General features: G+C 66.4%; 27 protein-coding genes. 17 read left to right on the top strand and 10 right to left on the bottom strand.

The window, feature by feature from the left end; translation table 11 throughout:
• Nucleotides 1–180: 180 nt before the first annotated feature.
• Together QPR87_RS15750 and QPR87_RS15745 are read right to left on the bottom strand one after the other, a co-directional pair.
• Nucleotides 181–1158: an NAD(P)H-quinone oxidoreductase gene (locus tag QPR87_RS15750; protein ID WP_011748555.1), complete on the bottom strand. Its 978-nt coding sequence runs from the start codon at nt 1156–1158 to the stop codon at nt 181–183.
• Between the two features lie 11 nt (nt 1159–1169).
• The gene (locus QPR87_RS15745; RefSeq protein WP_011748554.1) at nt 1170–1856 is read right to left on the bottom strand and encodes a COQ9 family protein; all 687 of its coding nucleotides are present in this window, start codon (nt 1854–1856) and stop codon (nt 1170–1172) included.
• A 124-nt stretch (nt 1857–1980) separates the two neighbouring features.
• Here QPR87_RS15745 and rpsU point away from each other — a divergent pair, with 124 nt between their 5' ends.
• A complete protein-coding gene (gene rpsU / locus QPR87_RS15740) occupies nt 1981–2187 on the top strand; it encodes a 30S ribosomal protein S21 (protein ID WP_011748553.1) in 207 nt (68 codons plus the stop codon).
• Between the two features lie 53 nt (nt 2188–2240).
• On the opposite strand, the gene QPR87_RS15735 is transcribed toward rpsU, so the two are convergent.
• Together QPR87_RS15735 and mscL are read right to left on the bottom strand one after the other, a co-directional pair.
• The gene (locus QPR87_RS15735) at nt 2241–2699 is read right to left on the bottom strand and encodes an Lrp/AsnC family transcriptional regulator (RefSeq protein WP_024843610.1); all 459 of its coding nucleotides are present in this window, start codon (nt 2697–2699) and stop codon (nt 2241–2243) included.
• Nucleotides 2700–2853: 154 nt separating this feature from the next.
• Entirely contained in the window at nt 2854–3291 is a 438-nt protein-coding gene (gene mscL, locus QPR87_RS15730; RefSeq protein WP_285050222.1) for a large conductance mechanosensitive channel protein MscL, read from the bottom strand.
• Between the two features lie 97 nt (nt 3292–3388).
• Here mscL and QPR87_RS15725 point away from each other — a divergent pair, with 97 nt between their 5' ends.
• Both QPR87_RS15725 and QPR87_RS15720 read left to right on the top strand, forming a co-directional pair.
• Nucleotides 3389–4090 carry a glutathione S-transferase C-terminal domain-containing protein gene (locus QPR87_RS15725; protein WP_285050261.1) on the top strand — a complete coding sequence of 234 codons (702 nt, stop codon included), beginning with the start codon at nt 3389–3391 and terminating at the stop codon, nt 4088–4090.
• Nucleotides 4091–4236: 146 nt separating this feature from the next.
• Nucleotides 4237–4476, top strand: a complete 240-nt coding sequence (locus QPR87_RS15720) for a hypothetical protein (protein WP_285050219.1) — start codon at nt 4237–4239, stop codon at nt 4474–4476.
• Between the two features lie 130 nt (nt 4477–4606).
• On the opposite strand, the gene pheT is transcribed toward QPR87_RS15720, so the two are convergent.
• Entirely contained in the window at nt 4607–6994 is a 2388-nt protein-coding gene (pheT, locus tag QPR87_RS15715; RefSeq protein WP_285050217.1) for a phenylalanine--tRNA ligase subunit beta, read from the bottom strand.
• 182 nt (nt 6995–7176) lie between these two features.
• Between pheT and QPR87_RS15710 the strand changes: the two genes are divergently transcribed.
• Nucleotides 7177–7488, top strand: coding sequence for a TM2 domain-containing protein (locus QPR87_RS15710; RefSeq protein WP_285050214.1), 312 nt, complete (start codon nt 7177–7179; stop codon nt 7486–7488).
• An 8-nt stretch (nt 7489–7496) separates the two neighbouring features.
• On the opposite strand, the gene QPR87_RS15705 is transcribed toward QPR87_RS15710, so the two are convergent.
• Nucleotides 7497–7979 carry a hypothetical protein gene (locus tag QPR87_RS15705; protein ID WP_011748546.1) on the bottom strand — a complete coding sequence of 161 codons (483 nt, stop codon included), beginning with the start codon at nt 7977–7979 and terminating at the stop codon, nt 7497–7499.
• 181 nt (nt 7980–8160) lie between these two features.
• Nucleotides 8161–8781 (bottom strand): ribonuclease T2 family protein, encoded by a 621-nt coding sequence (locus QPR87_RS15700; protein WP_011748545.1) that lies wholly within the window; start codon nt 8779–8781, stop codon nt 8161–8163.
• 160 nt (nt 8782–8941) lie between these two features.
• Here QPR87_RS15700 and QPR87_RS15695 point away from each other — a divergent pair, with 160 nt between their 5' ends.
• A complete protein-coding gene (locus tag QPR87_RS15695; protein ID WP_011748544.1) occupies nt 8942–9688 on the top strand; it encodes a DUF1013 domain-containing protein in 747 nt (248 codons plus the stop codon).
• Nucleotides 9689–9733: 45 nt separating this feature from the next.
• Here the strand turns inward: QPR87_RS15695 and QPR87_RS15690 are convergent, their stop codons facing one another.
• Complete coding sequence (locus QPR87_RS15690) at nt 9734–11206, bottom strand: NAD-dependent succinate-semialdehyde dehydrogenase (RefSeq protein ID WP_285050208.1); 1473 nt, start codon at nt 11204–11206, stop codon at nt 9734–9736.
• Between the two features lie 284 nt (nt 11207–11490).
• Here QPR87_RS15690 and QPR87_RS15685 point away from each other — a divergent pair, with 284 nt between their 5' ends.
• Nucleotides 11491–12195, top strand: coding sequence for a DNA alkylation repair protein (locus tag QPR87_RS15685; protein ID WP_011748542.1), 705 nt, complete (start codon nt 11491–11493; stop codon nt 12193–12195).
• Here the strand turns inward: QPR87_RS15685 and QPR87_RS15680 are convergent.
• Nucleotides 12183–12686: a hypothetical protein gene (locus QPR87_RS15680; RefSeq protein ID WP_285050205.1), complete on the bottom strand. Its 504-nt coding sequence runs from the start codon at nt 12684–12686 to the stop codon at nt 12183–12185. The two genes, QPR87_RS15685 and QPR87_RS15680, sit on opposite strands and share 13 nt — an antisense overlap.
• Nucleotides 12687–12810: 124 nt before the next feature.
• On the opposite strand from QPR87_RS15680, the gene moaA reads away from it, so the two are divergent.
• Nucleotides 12811–13845, top strand: a complete 1035-nt coding sequence (moaA, locus tag QPR87_RS15675) for a GTP 3',8-cyclase MoaA (RefSeq protein WP_285050203.1) — start codon at nt 12811–12813, stop codon at nt 13843–13845.
• Here the strand turns inward: moaA and QPR87_RS15670 are convergent.
• On the bottom strand, nt 13842–14195 hold the full coding sequence (locus QPR87_RS15670) for a GFA family protein (RefSeq protein ID WP_285050202.1): 354 nt from the start codon (nt 14193–14195) through the stop codon (nt 13842–13844). The genes moaA and QPR87_RS15670 overlap by 4 nt on opposite strands.
• Before the next feature lie 145 nt (nt 14196–14340).
• Here QPR87_RS15670 and uvrA point away from each other — a divergent pair, with 145 nt between their 5' ends.
• The 10 genes from uvrA to nuoF all read left to right on the top strand — a co-directional run bounded on the left by uvrA (nt 14341) and on the right by nuoF (nt 23529).
• On the top strand, nt 14341–17220 hold the full coding sequence (gene uvrA / locus QPR87_RS15665; protein ID WP_011748538.1) for an excinuclease ABC subunit UvrA: 2880 nt from the start codon (nt 14341–14343) through the stop codon (nt 17218–17220).
• The gene (locus QPR87_RS15660; RefSeq protein WP_104491729.1) at nt 17217–17588 is read left to right on the top strand and encodes a DUF4260 domain-containing protein; all 372 of its coding nucleotides are present in this window, start codon (nt 17217–17219) and stop codon (nt 17586–17588) included. Before uvrA ends, QPR87_RS15660 begins: the two co-directional genes overlap by 4 nt.
• Before the next feature lie 178 nt (nt 17589–17766).
• On the top strand, nt 17767–18132 hold the full coding sequence (locus tag QPR87_RS15655; protein WP_285050201.1) for an NADH-quinone oxidoreductase subunit A: 366 nt from the start codon (nt 17767–17769) through the stop codon (nt 18130–18132).
• A complete protein-coding gene (locus QPR87_RS15650; protein WP_041529949.1) occupies nt 18123–18656 on the top strand; it encodes a NuoB/complex I 20 kDa subunit family protein in 534 nt (177 codons plus the stop codon). Before QPR87_RS15655 ends, QPR87_RS15650 begins: the two co-directional genes overlap by 10 nt.
• 3 nt (nt 18657–18659) lie before the next feature.
• Complete coding sequence (locus QPR87_RS15645) at nt 18660–19286, top strand: NADH-quinone oxidoreductase subunit C (RefSeq protein WP_011748534.1); 627 nt, start codon at nt 18660–18662, stop codon at nt 19284–19286.
• A 53-nt stretch (nt 19287–19339) separates the two neighbouring features.
• Complete coding sequence (locus tag QPR87_RS15640) at nt 19340–20578, top strand: NADH-quinone oxidoreductase subunit D (protein WP_011748533.1); 1239 nt, start codon at nt 19340–19342, stop codon at nt 20576–20578.
• Entirely contained in the window at nt 20578–21297 is a 720-nt protein-coding gene (gene nuoE / locus QPR87_RS15635) for an NADH-quinone oxidoreductase subunit NuoE (protein ID WP_011748532.1), read from the top strand. The genes QPR87_RS15640 and nuoE overlap by 1 nt, the downstream gene beginning before the upstream one ends.
• A gap of 24 nt (nt 21298–21321) precedes the next feature.
• Nucleotides 21322–21966, top strand: coding sequence for a helix-hairpin-helix domain-containing protein (locus QPR87_RS15630; protein WP_230999330.1), 645 nt, complete (start codon nt 21322–21324; stop codon nt 21964–21966).
• Nucleotides 21966–22229: a DUF5337 domain-containing protein gene (locus QPR87_RS15625; RefSeq protein WP_104491733.1), complete on the top strand. Its 264-nt coding sequence runs from the start codon at nt 21966–21968 to the stop codon at nt 22227–22229. Before QPR87_RS15630 ends, QPR87_RS15625 begins: the two co-directional genes overlap by 1 nt.
• A 4-nt stretch (nt 22230–22233) precedes the next feature.
• Nucleotides 22234–23529 carry an NADH-quinone oxidoreductase subunit NuoF gene (nuoF, locus tag QPR87_RS15620; RefSeq protein ID WP_011748529.1) on the top strand — a complete coding sequence of 432 codons (1296 nt, stop codon included), beginning with the start codon at nt 22234–22236 and terminating at the stop codon, nt 23527–23529.
• The last annotated feature ends 150 nt before the right edge of the window (nt 23530–23679 follow it).

The following is a 23679-nucleotide window of genomic DNA, read 5'->3' as shown; positions in this document are numbered from 1 at the left end:
TCTTCTGCAAGCTGAAGGAGTTCAAGCGCATCGCTATGCGTGCCTGCAAAACCGATCAGAGCTTCGAAGCAATGGTCTACCTCGCTGCTGCCGTTATCAACTCACGATGAATCCCCACACGCCCTAGTGCCCGGAGCGCCTGGCGGCGGCGTGTGATCCGAGTCCCAAGCGCCGCTGGGTTCAATCCTGGGCCGAGACCTGCAACAGGATCTTTCCGATATGGTTGCTGCCTTCCATGCGGCGATGGGCCTCGGCGGCCTCGCCCAGCGGGAAGGTGCTGTCGATCAGCGGGCGCACCGCCCCCGCCTCGACCAGCGGCCAGAGCCGCTCTTGCAATTCGCAGGCGATGCGTGCCTTGGCCAGGTCGGATTGCGGCCGCAGGGTCGAGCCCGTAACCGACAGCCGCCTGGCCATGATCTGCGCGAAATTGATCTCGGCCTTGGGACCGGCGAGAAAGGCGATCATCGCCAGCCGGCCGTCATCGGCAAGGCACCTGATATTGCGGGCGATATAGTCGCCGCCCACCATGTCCAGGATCAGGTCGGCGCCGCCGGCCTTGCGCAGCACGGCGACGAAATCCTCTTCGCGATAATTGATTGCATTGGCGCCCAGCTTTTCGCAAGCCGCGCATTTCTCGGCCGAGCCCGCGGTGGCCCAGACCCGCGCCCCCAGCGCCCGGGCGGTCTGGATCGCCATGGTCCCGATGCCCGAGGAACCGCCATGGACCAGGAATCGCTCGCCCGGTCGCAACCCGCCGCGCATGACCACGTTGGACCAGACCGTGAAGGCGGTTTCCGGCAGCGCCGCGGCCATGCGCAGCGTCAGGCCCTGGGGGATCGGCAGCGCATGCTCGGCGGGGCAGGTCGCGTATTCCGCATAGCCGCCGCCCGGCAGCAGCGCGCAGACCTGCTCGCCCGGTTTCCAGCGCGTGACGCCCGGCCCCACGGCCGCGACCTCGCCGGCGCATTCCAGCCCGGGCAGGTCCGACGCCCCCGGCGGCGGCGCATAGGAACCGGCGCGTTGCAGCACGTCGGGACGATTCACCCCGGCCCAGGCGATGCGGATCAGGATCTGGCCATGTCCGGCCACCGGTACCGGCCGCGTTACCGGTCGCAACACTTCGGCGCTGCCGGGGGATGAGATCTCGATCGCCTGCATCACATCGGGAATCACCCGTCGCCTCCTTCTGTCCGGGCGCGCGAAGTTGCGCGCAACTCTCCGGGCAGATTGCGATTTTCCGGCCGTTTGATCCAGCCCGTTGCAAGGCCGGCCAGCATCGAGACGCCGGGCAGGCCCCCGACCCGTTCCTTGAAGCTTTCGAAACGCATCACGCCTTCGATGCGGCGGTCCAGGAAGCGGCGCGTCTCGTCGGCCTCGGGCGAATCGTCGCCCAGCCAGTAAAGCACCGTCGCGCCATAGACCGCCGACAGTGTCGCGCGCTTGGAATACCAGTTCACGTCCTCGGAGCGGTCGCCGAGCCCGTCCCAGATCGCGTCGGCCGTCTCCCAGACCAGCCGTGCGCCAAGCGCGGCGTTCTGCGGCAAGGCCAGGATCGCCGCGCCCGCGCGGGCAAGCTCGCGGTTGCTGAGCGACAGCCGATGCATCACCGCCGCCGAGATACGGTCGCGGAACCGCCCCTCGGGCGGGTGCGCCGCCAGCCAGTCGCGCAGTGCCGCATCGCCCTTGCGATGATAGGCGGCGGCAAGATCCGCCCCTCCTCGCGGCAGATACACCCGCGCCAGCGCCGGGTTCATGCCAATGTCGCGCGCGCCCTCGGCGATGGCCTTTTCGCCCATGCCCTCGAAGATGACATGCGACAAGGCGGCCTCGATCAGCCGCTCGCGTTCATCCGTCATGGCACTCTCCTCATTCTTCATGCGGCGCGGGCCCGGAAAATCTGGACAAAGCCGATTCGCCTTGCTAGAAGGCCGCGTCCTGCAAATCTGCTCAACTTTAACCTAGGAAGGTGGTGACAACCACATGCAGGTAAGTGTTCGCGACAACAACGTCGAACAGGCGCTTCGTGCTCTGAAGAAAAAACTTCAGCGCGAGGGGGTGTTCCGTGAAATGAAGCTCAAGCAGCATTTCGAGAAACCCTCGGTCAAGAAGGCCCGTGAAAAGGCCGAGGCCGTCCGCCGCGCCCGCAAGCTGGCGCGCAAAAAAGCGCAGCGTGAAGGCGCGCTGTAAGACGAGCGACCACATCGGTTCAGGAAAACCCCCGCATTGCCGGGGGTTTTCTTTTAGACCGGCAGGGCGGTGGTAAAGGCCACCGTGCGCAGCGAAAAGGACGAATGCATCTGCTGGACGCCCGGCAGCTTCGCCAGTCGCTGACGGTGGATGCGGGCGAAATCGTCGGTATCCTGGGCCACCACCTTCAGCAGGTAATCCGCCGATCCGGCCATCAGGTGGCATTCCAGCACATCGGGGATGGTGCGCACCGCACGCTCGAACGCCTCCAGCAACTCGTCGGCCTGGCCCGAAAGCGTGATCTCGACGAAGACCGTGGTGGGACGCTCCAGCTTGCGCGCGTCGAGCAGCGCGACATAGCCGCGGATCACCCCCGCTTCTTCCAGGCGCTGCACGCGGCGGTGGCAGGCGCTGGGGGACAGCCCGGCCTCGTTGGCAAGATCGGCATTGGTCATGCGCCCGTCGCGTTGCAGGACGGAGAGAATGCGGCGATCCGTCGCGTCAAGCTCGATCATCAAGGCGATCCCTGTCTCGCAGGCGCCGGGCGGCGCCGGTTTTCCTGACAATAGCCGCGCTTGGCCTTCGACATAAGCGAAAACCGCCCGGCCGGAACGACAAGGGCGCGACCCGGGGGGCCGCGCCGCTGCCTTGCCGAATGGCATGGTCTCAGGTGCGGCGGGCGCGCAGCTCGTCGCGGATCTCGGTCAGCAGCTCTTCCTGCGTCGGGCCGGCGGCGGCCTCGGCCTCGGCTTCCTTCTGGCGGCTGGCGGCGCTTTGCACCCTGTTCACCGCCTTGACCAGCAGGAACACCGCCCAGGCGATGATCAGGAAGTTGATGACCGCCGACAGGAAGGCGCCATAGGCAAAGATCGAGGCGCCGGAATCGCGTGCCACCTGCAGGCTGGCGCCGGGCGGAACCTCGCCCTTGAGCACCAGGTAATGCCCGCTGAAATCGGTCCCGCCGGTCAGCAGGCCGATGATCGGGTTGATCAGGTCGGCGACCAGCGAATTCACGATCGCCGTGAAGGCCGCGCCGATGATGATGCCCACGGCAAGGTCGATGACATTGCCCCGGGCGATGAATTCCTTGAACTCCTTGAACATGGGCTTACCCTTCCCAGCCTGTTGCGCGTGTTCCGGCAGAGGCTGCCACATCACGCTAACCCCTTGCAACATGAGACAGGACATGACTGGAAACGACATGACGGCACTTTCCGAATTCCCGATCACCCGGCGCTGGCCGCCCAGGCGCCCCGACGTCATCCAGCTTTATACGCTGAACACGCCGAACGGCATCAAGATCTCGGTCATGCTAGAGGAATGCGGGCTGGACTATGACGCGCATCGCATCAGCATCGGCGACCCCGAGGACCAGTTCACCCCCGAATTCCTGTCGCTGAACCCCAACAACAAGATCCCGGCGATGATCGACCCGAACGGTCCCGACGGCAAACCCATGGGCCTGTTCGAGACCGGCGCCATGCTGGTCTATCTGGGCGACAAGACCGGCAAGTTCCTGCCCGCCTCGGGTGCTGCGCGCTATTACACCATCCAGTGGCTGATGTGGCAGATGGGCGGAGTCGGCCCGATGTTCGGCCAGGTCGGATATTTCCACCGCTACAAGGGCAGCGAGATCGAGGACGCCCGCCCGCGTACCCGCTATTACAACGAAGCGCGGCGGCTTCTGGGCGTGCTCGACCGCCAGCTCGAGGCGCGCGACTGGATCACCGGCGAATATTCCATCGCAGACATGGCGGTCGGTCCCTGGCTGCGCACGGTGCGGGTGAACTACGAGGCCGAGAAGGAGACGGGGATGGACGGCTTTGCCAATGTGCAGGCCTACCTGGACCGCTTCCTGGCCCGCCCGGCCGTGCAGCGCGGCATCGAGGTCGGGGCAGAGTGAAAAGCGAAACGCCCCGGGCATAGCTCGGGGCGTTTTCGGGGCCAGCCCGAGAGTGTCGGTCATGCGGGACCAAGGTGCCGGTCGCCGTGCAAGGTCAACTCTGTTACCGATGTCACTGCTTGGACTGAAAACCTTCAGGGAATGCGATGAGAGAAACGCAGATCAAGAACGAGCGAGGCTGGTCATTGGCAAGGGCCCTCGCATTCGCGGCCGCGTTTGCGCTATGCGCATTCGTGCTCGCTTTCGCCTTGTTTTACCGAACGGTGGACGCCTTGATCGCCCAGCCGCTAGAGGCCATCGGCGACTGGATCGGCAGGATCGAAGTTGAGGATCACGGCGGCGACTACCGCATCACCCTCCCGCCGATTGAAGGCACAGCGCGATAGGGTCTCAACTGGCTGCTGTCTGTCCGAATGTCAGCAAAACGCTCAAACCCGCCTCGATCCTCCGCGACGGGGCTCTGCACCGCGCTCTCGGCGTTTCGCAGGGTGCGCCTGAGCGCACCCCGCAGCGCTATCAACTCCGCAGCACGCCGCCGGTGGCCTTGCTCACCTTTTCGACGATCCTGGCGCTGACCGCTTCGATCTCGGCATCGGTCAGGGTCTTTTCCCGCGGCTGCAAGCGTGCGGTGATGGCGATGGACTTCTTGCCGCCTTCCAGCCCGGTGAACTGGTCGAAGACCGTCACCCGCTCGATCAGCGCCTTGTCCGCACCCGCCGCCGCGTTCACCAGTGTCAGCGCCTCGACGCCGCTATCCACCACGAAGGCGAAATCGCGTTCGACGGCTTGCAGGTCGGACAGCACCAGCGCCGGGCGCGAAGGCGTCCTGACCTTGGGCAGCGGCACGGCGGCGATGCGGACGGTAAAGCCGACCGCCGCGCCCTTGATGCCGAAATGCCGCAGCACGCGGGGATGGATCTCGCCGAATGTCGCCAGCGCGTTCGGCCCCAGCGCGATGTTGCCGGCGCGGCCCGGATGCCACCAGCCGTCCAGCTTGCGGTTGATCTGGGCCTTGGCAGGTGCGCCGATGGTCTGCAGGATCGCCTCGGCATCGGCCTTGGCGTCGTAGATGTCCACCTTGCGCCGCGAGGCATAGGGGTCGCGCGCCGCGTTCGCACCGACCAGGATGCCCGAGAGATGCAGGTCCTGCTCGCCCGGCTCGCCGCCCGAGAAGACCGGGCCGCATTCGAACAGCGCCAGATCGGCAAAACCGCGCGCCTGGTTGCGCGCCGCCGCCGCCAACAGGCCCGGCAGCAGGTCGGGGCGCATATGCGTCATCTCGCTGCTGATCGGGTTTTCGATCCGCACGGCGTCGGAACCGCCGCCGAACAGCACGGCCGCCTTTTGGTCGATGAAGCTGTAGGTGACGCATTCGTTGTAGCCCAGCGAGGCCGCCATGCGCCGCGCCGCCTGCTCGCGACGCTGCAAGGGCGTCAGCACCGGCTGCGGCACGCCCGCCTGCGGACGCGGCAGGGGCTGGCCTTGCAGCTTGGTCAGGCTGGCGACGCGCGCGACCTCTTCGACCAGATCGGCGCTGCCCTGCACGTCGGGACGCCAACTGGGAACGAAGGCCCGGTCGCCCTCCAGCCGGAAACCCAGCGCCGTCAGCGTCGCGCGCTGTTCGGCCTCGGGGATGTCCATGCCGACCAGGCTGCTGACGCGCGCCGGTTCCAGAAGGTAGCTGCGGCTGGTGTCGGGCACCGCGCCCGCCGTCACCACCTCGGATGCCTCGCCGCCGCAAAGTTCCAGGATCATCTGCGTCGCCAGTTCCAGCCCCGGCAGGGTGAAGGCCGGGTCCACGCCACGCTCGAATCGATAGCGGGCATCGGAGCTGATCTTCAGCGCCCGCCCTGCCGTGGCGATGGCGATCGGGTCCCAATAGGCGCTTTCCAGGAAGACGTTCACCGTCCCGTCCGAACAGCCGCTATGTTCGCCGCCCATGATGCCGGCGATGCTTTCGGGGCCGGCCTCGTCGGCGATGATCATGGTGCCGGGGGCGAAGGCATAGGCCTTGCCGTCCAGCGCCAGCAGCTCCTCGCCCTCGGTCGAGGGGCGAACGATCAGGTTGCCCTTGACCTTGTCGGCATCGAATACATGCAGCGGCCGGTTCAGGTCGAAGGTGAAAAGGTTGGTGATGTCCACCAGCGCATTGATCGGCCGCAGCCCGATGGCGGTCAGCCGCTTTTGCAGCCATTCGGGCGAGGGGCCGTTCCTGACCCCGCGGATCAGCCGGCCCGAGAAGAACGGTGCCTTCCCGGCCACTTCCGGCGCGATCGTCACGCTGATGGGCGAGGCGAAGCTGCCCGGAACGGTCACGTCCTCGACCTGCTTCAGCCTGCCCAACCCGCGCGCCGCGAGGTCGCGGGCCACGCCATGCACGCCCAATGCGTCGGGACGGTTCGGGGTGATCTTGATCTCGATCACCGGATCGACCGCCTCGGGCCGGTTCGCGGCCAGCCAGTCGACGAATTTCTCGCCCACCTCGCCCGAGGGCAGCTCGATGATGCCGTTATGTTCGTCCGAAAGCTCCAGCTCGCGCTCCGAGGCCATCATGCCATGGCTTTCCACGCCGCGGATCTTGCCGACGCCCAGCGTCACGTCGATGCCGGGGACGTAGTCGCCGGGCTTGGCCAGCACCACGGTGATGCCGGCGCGGGCATTGGAGGCGCCGCAGACGATCTGCTTCTCGCCCTCGTCCGTCAGCACGCGGCAGACCCGGAGCCGGTCGGCATCGGGATGCTGCTCGGCATGCAGCACGCGGGCCAGCGTGAAGGTGCCCAGCTTCGCCGCAGGGTCGGTCACGCCCTCGACCTCGAGCCCGAGATCGGTCAACGCCTCGGTGATTTCGCCGAGCGAGGCTTGGGTGTCGAGATGCTCCTTGAGCCAGGAGAGGGTGAATTTCATGGAGGTGGCTCCGTCACGTTTGCGCGTCCCTTAGCGCATGGCGCGGCGGATTGGTAGGGGCGCGGCGGCGCATGGAGGATGCGCGGCCTGCACCGGCCCGGCGCCCGCCTGTCGCCCCCGGATATTGCAAGAAATCCGGTGCGCCCTATATGTGAATATGATTAACATGGGCATGGGAGCCAATGGACACGCAACGGGAACTGCTGATCGAACAGAGGGTCGCGAACGACGCCAAATCGCCGCTGGTGGCCTATCTGCTGGCGATCTTTCTGTGGGGTTTCGGCGCGCATCGCATGTATCTGGGCCGCTGGGCCAGCGGGATCGTCATGCTGGCGCTGTGGGGCCTAGGCTGGCTGACCGCGCCCATCCTGATCGGCTGGCCGCTGGTCGGCCTCGTCTGCCTCTGGGCGCTGATCGACCTGTTCCTGATCCCCGGCATGATCCAGGACGACAAGGACGAGATCCGGCGGCGGCTGGGCTCGTCGCTCTGGTAGGCGGCGGCTCAGCCGGTAAAGATCCCCACGGTGACGAAAACCGCGCCGGCGGCCAGCCAGGCCGGCTTGTTCCTTGCCGCGAACAGGCCGAAGGCCAGGCAGGGCAGGGCGAGGAACCAGGCCCAGTGCCGCGCCATGGCCGGGGCGACGCCGGTGGCCCAGCCCGGTGCCATCAGCGCGAAGACATAGCCAAGCAGGGCCAGAAACCCGAAATAGCAGGCCCCGGCCAGGCCCAGTTCCAGCACGCGGCGCTCGGTCCGCTCGTCGTTCCAGCGTTGCGGGTGGGGCAGGTAGCTGCGCGACAGCGCGATCACGGTCACGGCAAGGAACGTGGCCGTGGTCAGCCCCAGCACCGGCAGCAGATAGGCCTGGGTGATGGCCGAGGCGACGGTCGCGCCCTCGTTCACCCGTCCGGCATCGACAAGGCCGAACAGGCTGATCGAGGCCATGAAGGCCGAGGCATAGGCGGTGAGCGTGCTGGGATTCGACATGCTGGCCCTTCGTGCTGGCGTGGTCCGGTGACTCGCGGTCTGGCGCAAGATAGCGGCGCGCGACGGGGCTGTCATCTGACAGCGGCGTGGGCTGCGGGCCTGCGGTCGGGCTGCTGGCAGGAAGCGGCGCATGAAGGGGCTTGCGGCCGGGCCGGTGCGGCGGCGATCAGGCGGGCTTTCCTCAGCGTGGCGCCGGCATCAGGAAGCTGCCCGAGCAATCGCGCCGGGTATCCGCCGCGCAGGCACGGGGCCGGAGGTCGCGGGTCAGGCAGATGCGCACCTCTTGCAGGGCGCGGTCGCGGCAAGTCACGGTGATGCCGTCCCGTGCAAGCGCGGGGTTGGCCTCGATGAAGGCGTCCTCGATCACGCGGGCGGGCAGGGTCGCGTCCCGGTTCAGCCGGTGCAGGATATCGGGCAGGGCGATCCGGTTGGCGGCCTCGCGGGTCAGGGCGAAATAATCATGCGCCGACAGTCCCGAGCAACGGCCGTGCTTCTTCCACTGATACCAGGCCAGGCCGCCCGATCCCATCACATCGGTCATGGCTCGCGTTTCGCGGCGCGAGGGATCGCGGGCGTCGGTCCGGCAATGCTCGGGCCAGCCGCGTTCGTATTGCGGCCAAAGGCCGTGGACCACGAAGCCCAGCCGCCGCCCGGTCGCGCATTGCTCGGCGTCGCCCTCGGTCCGGCACCAGCTGGGCGACCAGCTGAGCGACAGGACGTAATAGTCGAACCGTCCCGCGACGTCCTGGGCGAGGGCGGCGGGGGCAAGCAGCAGAAGGGCAATCAGCGCGGACAGTCTCATGCCGGCGAAACTAGCGTCGGTCTTTGTCCGGCGCCACGAATTTCAGGCTTTATTTTGGTCCCTTTCGGCCCTATACAGCCTGTCAATCCCCCGAAAATGGAATGGCGCCCGCCGAAAGCCGTTTTCCCCGGCCGGAAGAGATATTGTTAAGGAGAAGGTCATGAACAAGCCGCTGATGGCCAAGGCCACTGCCGTCTGGCTGGTCGACAACACGACGCTGAGCTTCAAGCAGATCGCCGATTTCTGCGGCATGCACGAGCTTGAGGTCCAGGGCATCGCCGATGGCGACGTGGCCGTCGGCGTCAAGGGCTTCGACCCGGTCGCCTCGAACCAGCTCGACGCGTCCGAGATCGAAAAGGGCCAGAAGGATCCGCGCCACAAGCTGAAGCTGAAGCGCAACCCCGCCGCCGAGGGCGAGGAAAAGCGCCGCGGCCCGCGCTATACCCCGCTGTCCAAGCGCCAGGACCGGCCTGCCGCCATCCTGTGGCTGGTCAAGTTCCACCCGGAACTGGCCGATTCGCAGATCGCCAAGCTGGTGGGCACGACCAAGCCGACCATCGCCTCGATCCGCGACCGGACGCATTGGAACATCCAGAACATCCAACCCATCGATCCGGTGGCGCTGGGGCTTTGCCGGCAGTCCGAACTGGACGCCGCCGTGCAAAAGGCTGCGAAGCGCAAGGCGGCCGAAGGCGGTGCGATGACCGATGACGAGCGGCGCAAGCTGCTTTCGACCGAAACCTCGCTGGCCATGTCGGACGAACCCCGGCTGCCGTCCTCGATCGCCGGGCTGGAGAATTTCAGCCTGACCCGCGACGAGGAAAGCGAGGCGCAGAACGACAAGCTGGATGCCGACAGCTTCTTCAACCTGCCCGAAGCGGATGACGACGAGGACGAGGATCACTGATCCCGAAGACCCCGGAGCCCGGCTCCGGGGTTTTTTTCATGGCCGTCAGATCGACAGGCAGATGTATTTCATCTCCAGGTAATCCTCGATGCCGTGGCGCGAGCCCTCGCGGCCCAGGCCGGATTGCTTGACGCCGCCGAAGGGCGCCACCTCGGTCGAGATGATGCCGGTATTCACGCCCACGATGCCGTATTCCAGCGCCTCCTGCACCCGGGTGATGCGGCCGATGTCGCGGGCATAGAAATACGAGGCAAGGCCGAAGATGGTGGCATTGGCGCGCTCGACGGCCTCTTCCTCGGTCTCGAACCGGAACAGCGGCGCGAGCGGGCCGAAGGTCTCTTCGGTCGCCACCTTCATCTTGTCGGTGATGCCGGTGACCACGGTCGGGTCGAAGAACAGCCCCTCGCGCGGCTTGCCGCCGGTGACCACGGTGGCGCCGCCCGCGACGGCGTCCTGGATATGCTCCTGGACCTTTTCCACCGCATCCTGGTTGATCAGCGGGCCGGTGGTCACGCCCTCTTCCAGCCCGTCGCCGACGCGCAGCTTGTCCACCGCCGCGGCCAGCTTTTGCGCGAATGCGTCATAGACGCCGGCTTGCACATAGATGCGGTTGGCGCAGACGCAGGTCTGGCCGTTGTTGCGGAATTTCGAGGCCATGGCCCCCTCGACCGCCGCGTCCAGGTCGGCGTCGTCGAAGACGATGAAGGGCGCGTTGCCGCCCAGCTCCATCGAGCATTTCAGCACCTGGTCGGCGGCCTGCCGCAGCAGGATGCGACCGACCTCGGTCGAGCCGGTGAAGGTCAGCTTGCGGATCAGCGGGTTCTCGCAGAATTCCTTGCCGATGTCCGATGACCGCGACGAGGTCACGATGCTGAACAGCCCCTTGGGGATGCCGGCGCGCTCGGCCAGAACGGCCAGCGCCAGGGCCGAAAGCGGCGTCTCGGCGGCGGGACGGCCGACGAAGCCGCAGCCGGCGGCGATGGCCGGGCCGCATTTGCGGGTGATCATCGCATTGGGAAAGTTCCAGGGCGTGATCGAGCCCACCACCCCGATCGGCTGGCGGATCACCGTCAGGCGCTTGTCGGGCAGGTGGCCGGGGATGGTCTCGCCATAGATGCGCTTGGCCTCTTCGCCGAACCATTCGATGAAGCTGGCGCCATAGGCGATCTCGCCCTTGGCCTCGGGCAGCGGCTTGCCCATCTCGGCGGTCAGGATGCGGCCCAGGTCGTCCCGGTTCTCCATCATCAGGTCGAACCATTTGCGCATGATCTGGGCGCGTTCCTTGGCGGTGCGCGCGGCCCAGCCCTTCATCGCCTCGGCGGCGGCCGCGATGGCGCGGGCGACCTCGGCGCGGCTCAGGTCCGCCACCTCGGCGATCACGTCGCCGCGTGCCGGGTTCACCACCGGGAAGGTCTTGCCGTCGTCGGCATCGACCCATTCGCCGGCGACATAGGCGCGGGTCTGCAAGAGCGAGGGGTCTTTGAGCAGCATCTTCAGGTCGGTCGCATGCTTGGTCATGGCGGGGCTCCTTCCATTCCGGTCGGGGGCAGGCTTGCGCTTTTGCCGGACCAACGCAAGCCGTTGCTCATGCGCCGCCGGGATCGAGGAAACGTGATGAACCGAAAGGCGCTCTGCGGCGTTGCACCCATATCGTCAGGTTTTCCCTCTTGGCGTATTCGACTGGGGCGGCGTCTCTCTCTGGCGCCGCCCCTTTTCCATTGCTTCTTTTTGCGCCCAGGGCGGATTATTCCCCGCATGAGGTCGGTGACCGGCCCATTTCGAGTATTTGGAAAACGGTGAAGATGCGGGAATTGGATGAGCTGAAAGCGCTGGGTGATGCCGGCAAGGCCGCGGAGATGGCGGCCTATCACAAGGCGCCGCGCGAATATCTGGGCGTGGTGGTGCCGGTGATCGACGATCTTGCGCGCGGCTGGCGGGCCGAGTTGGACGTACCGGGGCGGGTCGATCTGGCGGCGCGGCTTTGGGACAGCGACGTGCATGAGGCGCGAATCGCGGCGGCGAAGCTTTTGACCCAGGCGCGCATCAGGCCCGACGAGGCGGCATGGAGGCTAATCGCCGGATGGGTGCCGCAATTCGACACCTGGGCGATTGCCGATCATGCCATGAAGGCGGGCGAGCGGCGGTTGCTGGCCCAGCCCGCGCGGCTGGACGAGGTCGAGCTTTGGCTGGAGCATCCCAGCCTATGGGTGCGGCGCGCGGCGCTGGTCGGTACGCTGCCCTGGACGCATATCCGCAATCCCAAACCCCAGGATCTGGAGCGGCGCGAGCGCGTGCTGTCCTGGCTGGTCCGGCTGGCCGATGACCGCGAATGGTTCGTCCAGAAGGCCATCGGCTGGTGGTTGCGCGAATTGTCCAAGCACGACCCTCAGCGCGTGCGCGACTGGCTTGCGGCGGATGGAGCGCGGCTGAAGCCCTTTGCCCGGCGCGAGGCCGGGCGGTGGCTGCCGGAAAGCCGCGACGGTTCCGGGGGCGGTCAGCTGCCATAGACCTCGATCGTGGGCAGGTCGGTCAGGCTGACCCCGATCAGCTGCAATGCCGGCAGCGAGACCTGGCTGCCGCCGCTGGCCGGGCCGTCCAGCGGGATCAGCCGCACCTTGGCGGATTTGCCGTTCGCCGGGTTCACGATGCGGCCGTCGGTTTCGGATTTCGCCAGCGGCGTCTTGATCCAGAAGCCGGGCTGCGACGGATCGCCCAGCGAGGCGATGGTGGTGCCCAGCCGGCGTTCCCCCGTCGTGGGCGGGGCGGCGGCCGCGGCCCTTTGCTCGCGCGTGGTGGTGTCGAACTCCGCCGCGGTGCGCGCGGCGGGCGAGGGGCGTGCGGCCGCGGTGACCAGGGCCGTGCCGGCGGCGCTTGCCGCCCGCTGGTCGCTGGCGGTGGTGGCGCCGGGCGCGGTCTGCGGCGTCTTGTCGGCAGGGGTGCAGGCGGCCAGTGCCAGCAGCATCAGCGCGCCCGGCAGGCGCAGGATCGGCTTGGTCATCGGCAATTCCCTTCGTGATCGTCCTTCTGGTCGGGGCCGAGGCTAGACTCGGGAAGGCGGTCCTGTCCACCCGACCTTCCATTCCTGGTTACGAGACTGTCAACGGATCGGCCGGCTTGTGCCGATGCCGGCCCATGCCTATCTTTGCGCCATGGATGCGCATGCCCCGCTGATAGACCCATTTGCCAGGCCGATCACCTACCTTCGGGTTTCGGTGACGGATCGTTGCGATTTTCGCTGCACCTATTGCATGGCCGAGCACATGCAGTTCCTGCCCAAGCGCGACCTGCTGACGCTGGAGGAACTGGACCGCCTGTGTTCCGCCTTTGTCGGCCTGGGCGTGCGCAAGCTGCGGGTCACGGGCGGCGAGCCGCTGGTGCGGCGCAATATCATGGAATTCTTTCGCGCCATGTCGCGCCATCTGGGTGCCGGCCTGGACGAGTTGACGCTGACCACCAACGGCAGCCAGTTGGCGCGTTTCGCGACCGAACTGGCCGATTGCGGCGTGCGGCGGGTCAATGTCTCGCTGGATACGCTGGACGAGGACCGCTTCGCGCGGATCACCCGCTGGGGCAGATTGCCGCAGGTGTTGCAGGGGATCGAGGCCGCGAAGGCCGCCGGCATGCGGGTCAAGATCAACACCGTGGCGCTGAAGGGCTTCAACGAGGACGAACTGTTCCGCTTGGTTGGCTGGTGCGCGGATCAGGGCCACGACCTGACCTTCATCGAGGTCATGCCGATGGGAGAGATGGGCGAGGAAGAGCGGCTGGACCAATACTGGGCGCTGTCCGACCTGCGCGACAGGCTGGGCGAGCGGTTCACCCTGACGCCGCTGGCCGAGCGCACCGGCGGGCCGGCGCGCTACGTCCGCCTTGAGGAGACCGGGCAGAAGATCGGTTTCATCACGCCCTTGACGCATAACTTCTGCGAAAGCTGCAACCGCGTGCGCATCACCTGCACGGGCGAGTTGTTCATGTGCCTGGGGCAAGAGGACCGCGCCGATCTGCGCGCGCCCTTGCGGGCCGGTGCGGAGGATGCGCCGCTGCGCGCGGCGATCCGCGATGCCATCGCCCGCAAGCCCAAGGGCCACGACTTCGACTATTCCCGCCGGCATGTCGCCGGGCAGGTCAGCCGCTACATGAGCCATACTGGCGGCTAGTAGCTGGCCCCGTCCACCGCCTGGCTGGCCAATTCGCGCGGGTTGACGCCTTCCAGGCAGTTCACGTTCACTGCCACCATCTCGCCTCCGTCCGCCCCTTGGCCCAGGGCATAGGATTCGACGCCGCAGGTCGGGCAGAAGCGGTGACGGATCTGCTTGCGGTTGAACAGGTATTCCGTCACCGACCCGTCGCTGGTCAGGTGGAAGTCCGCCTTGGGCACGAAGGTCAGCACGAAGCCCAGCCGCTGGCATCGCGAACAGTTGCAGGTAAAGGTCTTGTCCAGATCGGCATCCACCTCATAGGCGACGCTGCCGCATTGGCAGCCGCCCTTGTAGTGCTGTCGGCTCATCGGTGCCTCCTTTTGCGACTCACCTGCATGGTGGGGCAGGGCTGCCGGGGCCGCAAGCGGAAATGTTCCTGTGATGTTCTGTTTGAGGTTGCCATTTCGGCGCGGATGCCTATCTCATGCGCTTGGCGGAATCAGGACTGGCGCGATGGAACAGAAGTTCATCGAGGTTCGCGGCGCGCGCGAGCACAATCTGAAAAACGTGGACATGGACATTCCGCGCGACAAGCTGGTGGTGATCACCGGCCTGTCGGGCTCGGGCAAGTCCTCTCTGGCCTTCGACACCATCTATGCCGAAGGGCAGAGGCGCTATGTCGAAAGCCTGTCCGCCTATGCCCGGCAGTTCCTCGACATGATGGGCAAGCCGGACGTGGACCATATCTCGGGCCTGTCGCCGGCGATCTCCATCGAGCAGAAGACCACCTCGAAGAACCCGCGCTCGACCGTCGGCACGGTGACCGAGATCTACGATTACCTGCGGCTGTTGTTCGCCCGCGCCGGCACGCCCTATTCGCCGGCGACCGGCCTGCCCATCGAGGCGCAGCAGGTGCAGGACATGGTGGACCGGGTGATGGAAATGCCCGAGGGCACGCGCGCCTACCTGCTGGCGCCCATCGTCCGGGACCGCAAGGGCGAATACAAGAAGGAATTCCTTGAGCTGAGGAAGCAGGGCTTCCAGCGCGTCAAGGTGAACGGCCAGTTCTACGAACTGGACGAGCCGCCGACCCTGGACAAGAAGTTCCGCCACAATATCGACGTGGTGGTCGACCGCATCGTCGTGCGCGAGGGCATGGAGACGCGGCTGGCCGACAGCTTCCGCACCGCGCTGGACCTGGCCGACGGCATCGCGTTGCTGGAAACCGCCGCGGGCGGGGCTGGCGAGGAAAATGGCGCGGCCGAGCCCGAGCGCATCACCTTCAGCGAGAATTTCGCCTGTCCGGTCAGCGGCTTCACCATCCCCGAAATCGAGCCGCGGCTGTTTTCGTTCAACGCGCCCTTCGGTGCCTGCCCGGTCTGCGACGGGCTGGGGGTCGAGCTGTTCTTCGACGACCGCCTGGTGGTGCCCGATTCGGCGCTGTCGGTGGCGCAGGGGGCCATCGCGCCCTGGGCCAAGTCGAAATCGGCCTATCTGACCCAGACCGTCAACGCGCTGGCCAGGTTCTATGGCTTCGACAAGAAGACGCCGTGGAAGGATTTGCCGGAATCGGTGCGCGAAATGTTCCTGCGCGGCTCGGGCGAGGACGAGATCCCGTTCCGCTTCGACGATGCCGGCCGCGTCTACGAGGTCACCCGCCAGTTCGAGGGCGTGATCCCGAACATGGAGCGGCGGCTGCGCGAAAGCGACTCGGCCTGGGTGCGCGAGGAATTCGAGAAATACCAGAACAACCGCCCCTGCGGCGCCTGCAACGGCTATCGGCTGAAGCCCGAGGCGCTGGCGGTCAGGATCGCCGGCAGCCATATCGGCAATGTCACCGAATTGTCGATCCGCGAGGCGCTGGCCTGGATCGAGGCGGCGCCCCGGCACCTGACCAAGCAGAAGAACGAGATCGCCGCCGCCATCCTCAAGGAAATCCGCGAAAGGCTGGGCTTCCTGGTCAATGTCGGGCTGGATTACCTGACGCTTTCCCGCGCGGCGGGCACGCTTTCGGGCGGCGAAAGCCAGCGTATCCGGCTGGCCAGCCAGATCGGCTCGGGGCTGACCGGCGTGCTTTACGTGCTGGACGAGCCCTCGATCGGGCTGCACCAGCGTGACAACGACCGGCTGCTCTCGACGCTCAAGGGGCTGCGCGACCAGGGCAATTCCGTGCTGGTGGTCGAACATGACGAGGATGCGATTCGCCATGCGGACTATGTCTTCGACATCGGCCCGGGTGCGGGGGTGCATGGCGGGCAGGTCGTGGCCCGGGGCACGCCGGCCGAAATCGCCGCCGATCCCTGCAGCCTGACCGGACAGTATCTTTCGGGCGCGCGCGAGATCGCCGTGCCGCCGGAACGCCGCAAGGGCAATGGCAAGGCGGTCAAGGTGGTCGGCGCCACCGGCAACAACCTCAAGAACGTCACGGCCGAGTTTCCCCTGGGCAAGTTCGTCTGCGTCACCGGCGTCTCGGGCGGCGGCAAATCGACCCTGACCATCGAGACGCTGTTCAAAACCGCCAGCCTGCGACTTAATGGCGCACGCCAGACGCCTGCACCCTGCGAGACGATCAGGGGGCTGGAATTGCTGGACAAGGTGATCGACATCGACCAGCGCCCCATCGGCCGCACGCCGCGCTCGAATCCGGCGACCTATACCGGCGCCTTCACCCCCATCCGCGACTGGTTCGCCGGCCTGCCCGAGGCCAAGGCGCGCGGCTACAAGCCCGGCCGCTTCAGCTTCAACGTCAAGGGCGGCCGCTGCGAGGCCTGCCAGGGCGACGGCGTCATCAAGATCGAGATGCATTTCCTGCCCGACGTCTATGTCACCTGCGAGACCTGCAAGGGCAAACGCTACAACCGCGAGACGCTGGAGGTGACCTTCAAGGGCAAGTCCATCGCCGACGTGCTGGACATGACGGTCGAGGATGCGCAGGAATTCTTCAAGGCGGTGCCCTCGATCCGCGAAAAGATGGATGCGCTGGTCGAGGTTGGGCTGGGCTATATCAAGGTCGGCCAGCAGGCCACGACGTTGTCGGGCGGCGAGGCGCAGCGGGTGAAGCTTTCCAAGGAACTGTCGCGCCGCGCCACCGGCAAGACGCTGTATATCCTGGACGAACCGACGACCGGGCTGCATTTCGAGGATGTGCGCAAGCTGTTGGAAGTGCTGCATTCCCTGGTCGACCAGGGCAATACGGTGGTGGTGATCGAACATAATCTGGACGTCATCAAGACCGCCGACTGGATCATCGACATCGGCCCCGAGGGGGGCGACGGCGGCGGCCGCATCGTCGCCACCGGCACGCCCGAGCAGGTGGCCGAGGTGCCGGAAAGCCATACCGGCCGCTATCTGGCGCCCATGCTCGACGCGGCGCGCAGCCGCGCTGCGGAATGAGCACGATCGCCTGGCAGCGGATCGAGGGCGCCGGGCTGGCGCTTGGCGGGCTCGCCGTGGCCGCGCTGGCGGCGCCGGGCTGGGGCGCTGCGATCTGGCTGGCGATCCTGCTTGCGCCCGACCTGACGATGGCTGGCTATCTGGCCGGCCCGCGCATCGGTGCGGCACTTTACAACCTGGGCCATCTCTATGCGCCGGCTTTCCTGCTGACGGTGCTGGGCGTGGCGCTGGGATCGACCGGGCTGATCGCCGGCGGCGGGCTTTGGCTGGCGCATGTCGGCTTTGACCGGATGCTGGGTTACGGGCTGAAATCGCCCTCGGGCTTTCGCGACACGCATCTGGGTCGAATCGGCCGGGAAGCCGAGTAAAATACCTTGAAAATCCCGTGCCGTGACCTGCGGTTTTCTCGTGTCGCAGCGGCTGCAAAGCCGGTCTGACGCGGGGTGGCACCGTTGACCATATCCGCGACCGGGGATAAACGGACCTTAGCCAAACCCATCGCGGGGCGCCAGTCGGGTTCCTGCGAGCGAAAGGGAGCCCAACCCAGTGGAATACCTGCTGCAAGAATACCTGCCGATCCTGGTTTTTCTGGGAATGGCCTCGGCGCTTGCCATCGTGCTGATTCTGGCCGCCGCGGTCATCGCCGTGCGCAACCCGGACCCGGAAAAGGTCAGCGCCTATGAATGCGGCTTCAACGCCTTCGACGACGCGCGGATGAAGTTCGACGTGCGCTTCTATCTGGTGTCGATCCTGTTCATCATCTTCGACCTCGAAGTCGCTTTCCTGTTCCCCTGGGCGGTCAGCTTTGCCAGCCTGTCGGACGTCGCCTTCTGGGGCATGGTGGTGTTCCTGGCCGTTCTGACCGTGGGCTTTGCCTATGAATGGAAGAAGGGGGCGCTGGAATGGGCGTGATGACCGGCCTGAACACCGCAGGCGCCGACCGTGACCTCGCCACGGCCGAGCTGAACCGAGAGTTGCAGGACAAGGGCTTCCTGCTGACCACGACCGAGGACATCATCAACTGGGCGCGCAACGGTTCGCTGCACTGGATGACCTTCGGCCTGGCCTGCTGCGCGGTCGAGATGATGCAGACCTCGATGCCGCGCTATGACCTGGAACGCTTCGGGACCGCGCCGCGCGCCTCGCCGCGGCAGTCGGACCTGATGATCGTCGCGGGCACGCTGACCAACAAGATGGCCCCGGCGCTGCGCAAGGTCTATGACCAGATGCCCGAGCCGCGCTATGTCATCTCGATGGGCAGCTGCGCCAATGGCGGCGGCTACTATCATTATTCCTATTCGGTGGTGCGCGGCTGCGACCGCATCGTGCCGGTGGACATCTATGTCCCGGGCTGCCCGCCGACCGCCGAGGCGCTGCTCTACGGCATCCTGCAACTTCAGCGCCGCATCCGGCGCACCGGCACGCTGGTGAGGTGAGCCATGTCCGAAGCCCTCTCTGACGAAGCCCTGCTGGAACTGGCCGAGCATATCGCGCTCCGCCGCGAGAACGACGTGATCTCGACCCAAGTCGCCTTCGGCGAGCTGACGGTCAATGCCACGCTGTCGGGCGTGATCGGCCTGATCGAATTCCTGCGCAACGATCCGAACTGCCGCTTTTCCACGCTGATCGACATTACCGCCGTGGACAACCCGGCACGGCCTGCGCGTTTCGACGTGGTCTATCACCTGCTGTCGATGTATCAGAACCAGCGCATCCGGGTTAAGGTCCAGGTGCGCGAGGACGAACTGGTTCCCAGCCTGATCGGCGTATTCCCCGGCGCCAACTGGTATGAGCGCGAGGTCTTCGACCTGTTCGGTATCCTGTTCTCGGGCCATTCGGACCTGCGCCGCATCCTGACCGATTACGGTTTCCGCGGCCACCCGCTGCGCAAGGATTTCCCGACCACAGGCTATGTCGAGGTGCGCTGGAGCGACATCGAGAAGCGCGTGGTCTACGAGCCGGTGAACCTGGTTCAGGAATACCGCCAGTTCGACTTCCTGTCCCCCTGGGAGGGCGCGAAATACGTGCTTCCGGGCGACGAGAAGGCGCCGGAGGCGAAGAAGTGACCGCAGCCGCGCAGCACGGGCTGTGCGTCCCGCATCGGATTTGAGGGCTGACCATGGACGGCGACATCCGCAAGAACAGCTATGACGACGGCTCGATGGACGCCCTGACCGGCGAGCAGAGCATTCGCAACTTCAACATCAACTTCGGCCCGCAGCACCCGGCCGCCCATGGCGTGCTGCGCATGGTGCTGGAGCTGGACGGCGAGATCGTCGAGCGCGCCGATCCGCATATCGGCCTGCTGCACCGCGGCACCGAGAAGCTGATGGAAAGCCGCACCTATCTGCAGAACCTGCCCTATCTGGACCGGCTGGACTATGTGGCGCCGATGAACCAGGAACATGCCTGGTGCCTGGCCATCGAGCGGCTGACCGGCACGGTGATCCCGCGCCGTGCCAGCCTGATCCGGGTGCTCTATTCCGAGATCGGCCGCATCCTGAACCACCTGATGGGCGTCACCACGGGCGCCATGGACGTGGGCGCGCTGACCCCGCCGCTCTGGGGGTTCGAAGCGCGCGAAGAACTGATGATCTTTTACGAGCGCGCTTGCGGGGCGCGGCTGCATGCCGCCTATTTCCGCCCGGGCGGGGTGCATCAGGACCTGCCGCCCGACCTCCTGGACGACATCGAGGAATGGTGCGAGCGCTTCCCGAAGCTGGTCGACGACCTCGACACGCTCCTGACGGAAAACCGCATCTTCAAGCAGCGCCTGGTCGATATCGGCATCGTGACCGAGGCCGACGCGCTGGACTGGGGCTATACCGGCGTGATGGTGCGCGGCTCGGGCCTGGCTTGGGACCTGCGCCGTTCGCAGCCCTATGAATGCTATGACGAATTCGACTTCCAGATCCCGGTGGGCAGGAACGGCGACTGCTACGACCGCTATCTGTGCCGCATGGCCGAGATGCGCGAATCCTGCAAGATCATGCAGCAGGCGGTGCAGAAGCTGCGCGCCGAGCCGGCGGGCGACGTGCTGGCCCGCGGCAAGCTGACCCCGCCCAGGCGCGCCGAGATGAAGCGCGATATGGAAAGCCTGATCCACCACTTCAAGCTTTACACCGAAGGCTTCAAGGTTCCGGCGGGCGAGGTCTATGCCGCCGTCGAGGCGCCCAAGGGCGAGTTCGGCGTCTATCTGGTCGCCGACGGCACCAACAAGCCCTGGCGTGCCAAGCTGCGGGCGCCGGGTTTTGCGCATCTCCAGTCGATCGACTGGATGTCGCGCGGCCACATGCTGGCCGACGTTCCGGCGATCATCGCCACGCTCGACATCGTTTTCGGAGAGGTTGACCGCTGATGCTGCGCCGTCTGTCCCCCATCCAGCCGGACTCCTTCGAGTTCACGCCCGCCAACCTCGAATGGGCCCGTGCCCAGATGACCAAATACCCGGAAGGCCGCCAGCAATCGGCGATCATCCCGGTCCTGTGGCGCGCGCAGGAACAAGAGGGCTGGCTGAGCCGCCCCGCCATCGAATATTGTGCCGACCTTCTGGGCATGCCCTATATCCGGGCGCTGGAAGTCGCGACCTTCTATTTCATGTTCCAGCTTCAGCCGGTCGGCTCGGTCGCGCATATCCAGATCTGCGGCACCACGACCTGCATGATCTGCGGCGCCGAGGATCTGATCCGGGTCTGCAAGGAAAAGATCGCGCCCGAGCCGCATGCGCTGTCGGCGGACGGTCGGTTCAGCTGGGAAGAGGTCGAATGCCTTGGCGCCTGCACCAACGCGCCCATGGCCCAGATCGGCAAGGATTTCTACGAGGATCTGACGGTCGAGAAGCTCGCGGCGCTGATCGACCGCTTTGCGGCGGGCGAGGTTCCGGTGCCGGGTCCGCAGAACGGCCGGTTCTCTGCCGAGGCCCTGGGCGGCCCGACGGCGCTGGCCGATCTGAAGGGCGGCGAGGCGCATAACGCCAGCGTGGCGCGCGCCCTGCGGCTGGGCGACTCGATCAAGCGCATCGACGGCACCGAGGTGCCGATCACGACGCCTTGGCTTGCCACGCAGAACGGCGTCTAATCGAAAGGGAGCAGGCGGGTCGCGATGGAACGGGCAGAGTGCAACAGGAACTGCTGGATCTCGGCGGCAATCGCCGGGGTGGTGGTGCTGTTGTTCACCGCCGGCATCGGCGATCTGCATTGGCTGGCCGGGCTGTTCCTGGGCGTCGTGACCTTCGTGCTGTTCGGGGCGCTGATGGTCTGGCTGGTCTGCCATGAACGGCCCGAACTGTTCGAGGAGAGCGCCGGCCTGACCGGCACCGACTGGCAGCGCGCCGCCGTGGACCGCCAGCCCGAGACCCTGCTGGTCGGCGGCTCGCTGGGGCCCGAGCCCTTCACCTCGGAGGCGCAGATGCCCATCGTCGCCGGGGCGATGCCGGCAGAGCCGCTTGTCGAGCACCGGCCCGAACCCAAGCCTGCCGCTGCGGCCAAGGTCGCGCCGGGCGCCGACGATCTGAAGCGGATCAAGGGCATCGGCCCCAAGATCTCGGACTGGCTGAACGCGCAGGGCGTGACGCGCTATGACCAGATCGCCGCATGGGACCCCGCCACCGTTGACGATTTCGCGCAGCGGCTGGGCCGGATGGGCGGGCGGATCGAGGCCGACGACTGGGTCGGCCAGGCGAAATTGTTGGCGGCGGGGGGCGAGACCGGCCATTCCCGCCGCGTCGACAAGGGCGAGGTCGGCTGATGGCCCGCCCGGCAGGACATGCGGCGTCGCAGGCGGGTGGGACCGCTGCGGCGGATGCCCGGCAGATGCGTCTGGTGGCGGTGGTGATCGCCGTCACCATGGCGCTGTGGCTGGGGGTGCAATGGCTGGGGGGCCAGCAGGATTGGCCCGCGAAATATGCCTTTCTCGCCGATCTGGCGGCGATTGGGGCCTTGATCTGGTCGCTTTTGGTGACCTTTCGGATCTGGCGGCGGCGCAAGGCGTCCTCGCAGGGACAAGGATAAGACGATGCTGAACGATCAGGACCGGATCTTTACGAACCTTTACGGCATGGGCGACCGCAGCCTGGCCGGCGCGAAAAAGCGCGGCCATTGGGACGGCACCGCCGCGATCATCCAGCGCGGGCGCGACAAGATCATCGACGAGATGAAGGCCTCGGGCCTGCGCGGCCGTGGCGGCGCCGGCTTCCCGACCGGCATGAAATGGTCCTTCATGCCCAAGGAATCGGACGGCCGCCCCTCTTACCTGGTCATCAATGCCGACGAATCCGAGCCCGCGACCTGCAAGGACCGCGAGATCATGCGCCACGATCCGCACACGCTGATCGAGGGCGCGCTGATTGCCAGCTTCGCCATGGGCGCCCATGCCGCCTATATCTATATCCGCGGCGAGTTCATCCGCGAGCGCGAGGCGCTGCAGGCCGCCATCGACGAATGCTACGACGCGGGCCTTCTGGGCCGCAATGCCGCCGGTTCGGGCTGGGATTTCGACCTATACCTGCATCACGGCGCCGGCGCCTATATCTGCGGCGAGGAAACCGCGCTGCTGGAATCGCTGGAAGGCAAGAAGGGCATGCCGCGCATGAAGCCGCCCTTCCCGGCGGGCGCGGGCCTTTACGGCTGCCCGACCACGGTGAACAACGTCGAATCGATCGCTGTGGTGCCGACCATCCTGCGCCGCGGCGCCGAGTGGTTCGCCAGCTTCGGCCGGCCGAACAATGCGGGCGTGAAGTTGTTCGGCCTGACCGGCCATGTCAACACCCCCTGCGTGGTCGAAGAAGCCATGTCGATCCCCATGCGCGAGTTGATCGAAAAGCATGGCGGCGGCATCCGCGGCGGCTGGAAGAACCTCAAGGCGGTGATCCCCGGCGGCGCTTCCTGCCCGGTGCTGACCGCCGAGCAATGCGAAAACGCCATCATGGACTATGACGGCATGCGCGAACTGCGCTCGTCCTTCGGCACCGCCTGCATGATCGTCATGGACCAGTCGACCGACGTGGTGAAGGCGATCTGGCGGCTGTCCAAGTTCTTCAAGCACGAAAGCTGCGGCCAGTGCACCCCCTGCCGCGAAGGCACCGGCTGGATGATGCGGGTGATGGAGCGCCTGGTGCGCGGCGATGCCGAGGTCGAGGAAATCGACATGCTCTTCGACGTGACCAAGCAGGTCGAGGGCCATACCATCTGCGCCTTGGGCGATGCGGCGGCCTGGCCGATCCAGGGCCTGATCCGCAATTTCCGCGAAGAGATCGAGGACCGCATCAAGGCCAAGCGCACCGGCCGCATGGGCGCGATGGCGGCGGAGTAAACGGCGATGGCAACCGGCCCCCTGATTCCGGCATGGCTGACCCCTTGGGGGGAAAGCCCGCGCCTGCGCGCGCGCCGGCCGGGCCGGATCACGCGGCGCTCACCCCTTGGTGTCGAACCCCGGCGGCGCCTCCGTGTTATGGACCAGGTC

Source organism: Paracoccus sp. SSJ, assembly GCF_030234105.1.
Taxonomy (GTDB): Bacteria; Pseudomonadota; Alphaproteobacteria; order Rhodobacterales; family Rhodobacteraceae; genus Paracoccus; species Paracoccus denitrificans.
The sequence above is the reverse complement of the archived record's forward strand: the minus strand, read 5'-3'. Positions and strand labels throughout refer to the sequence as shown.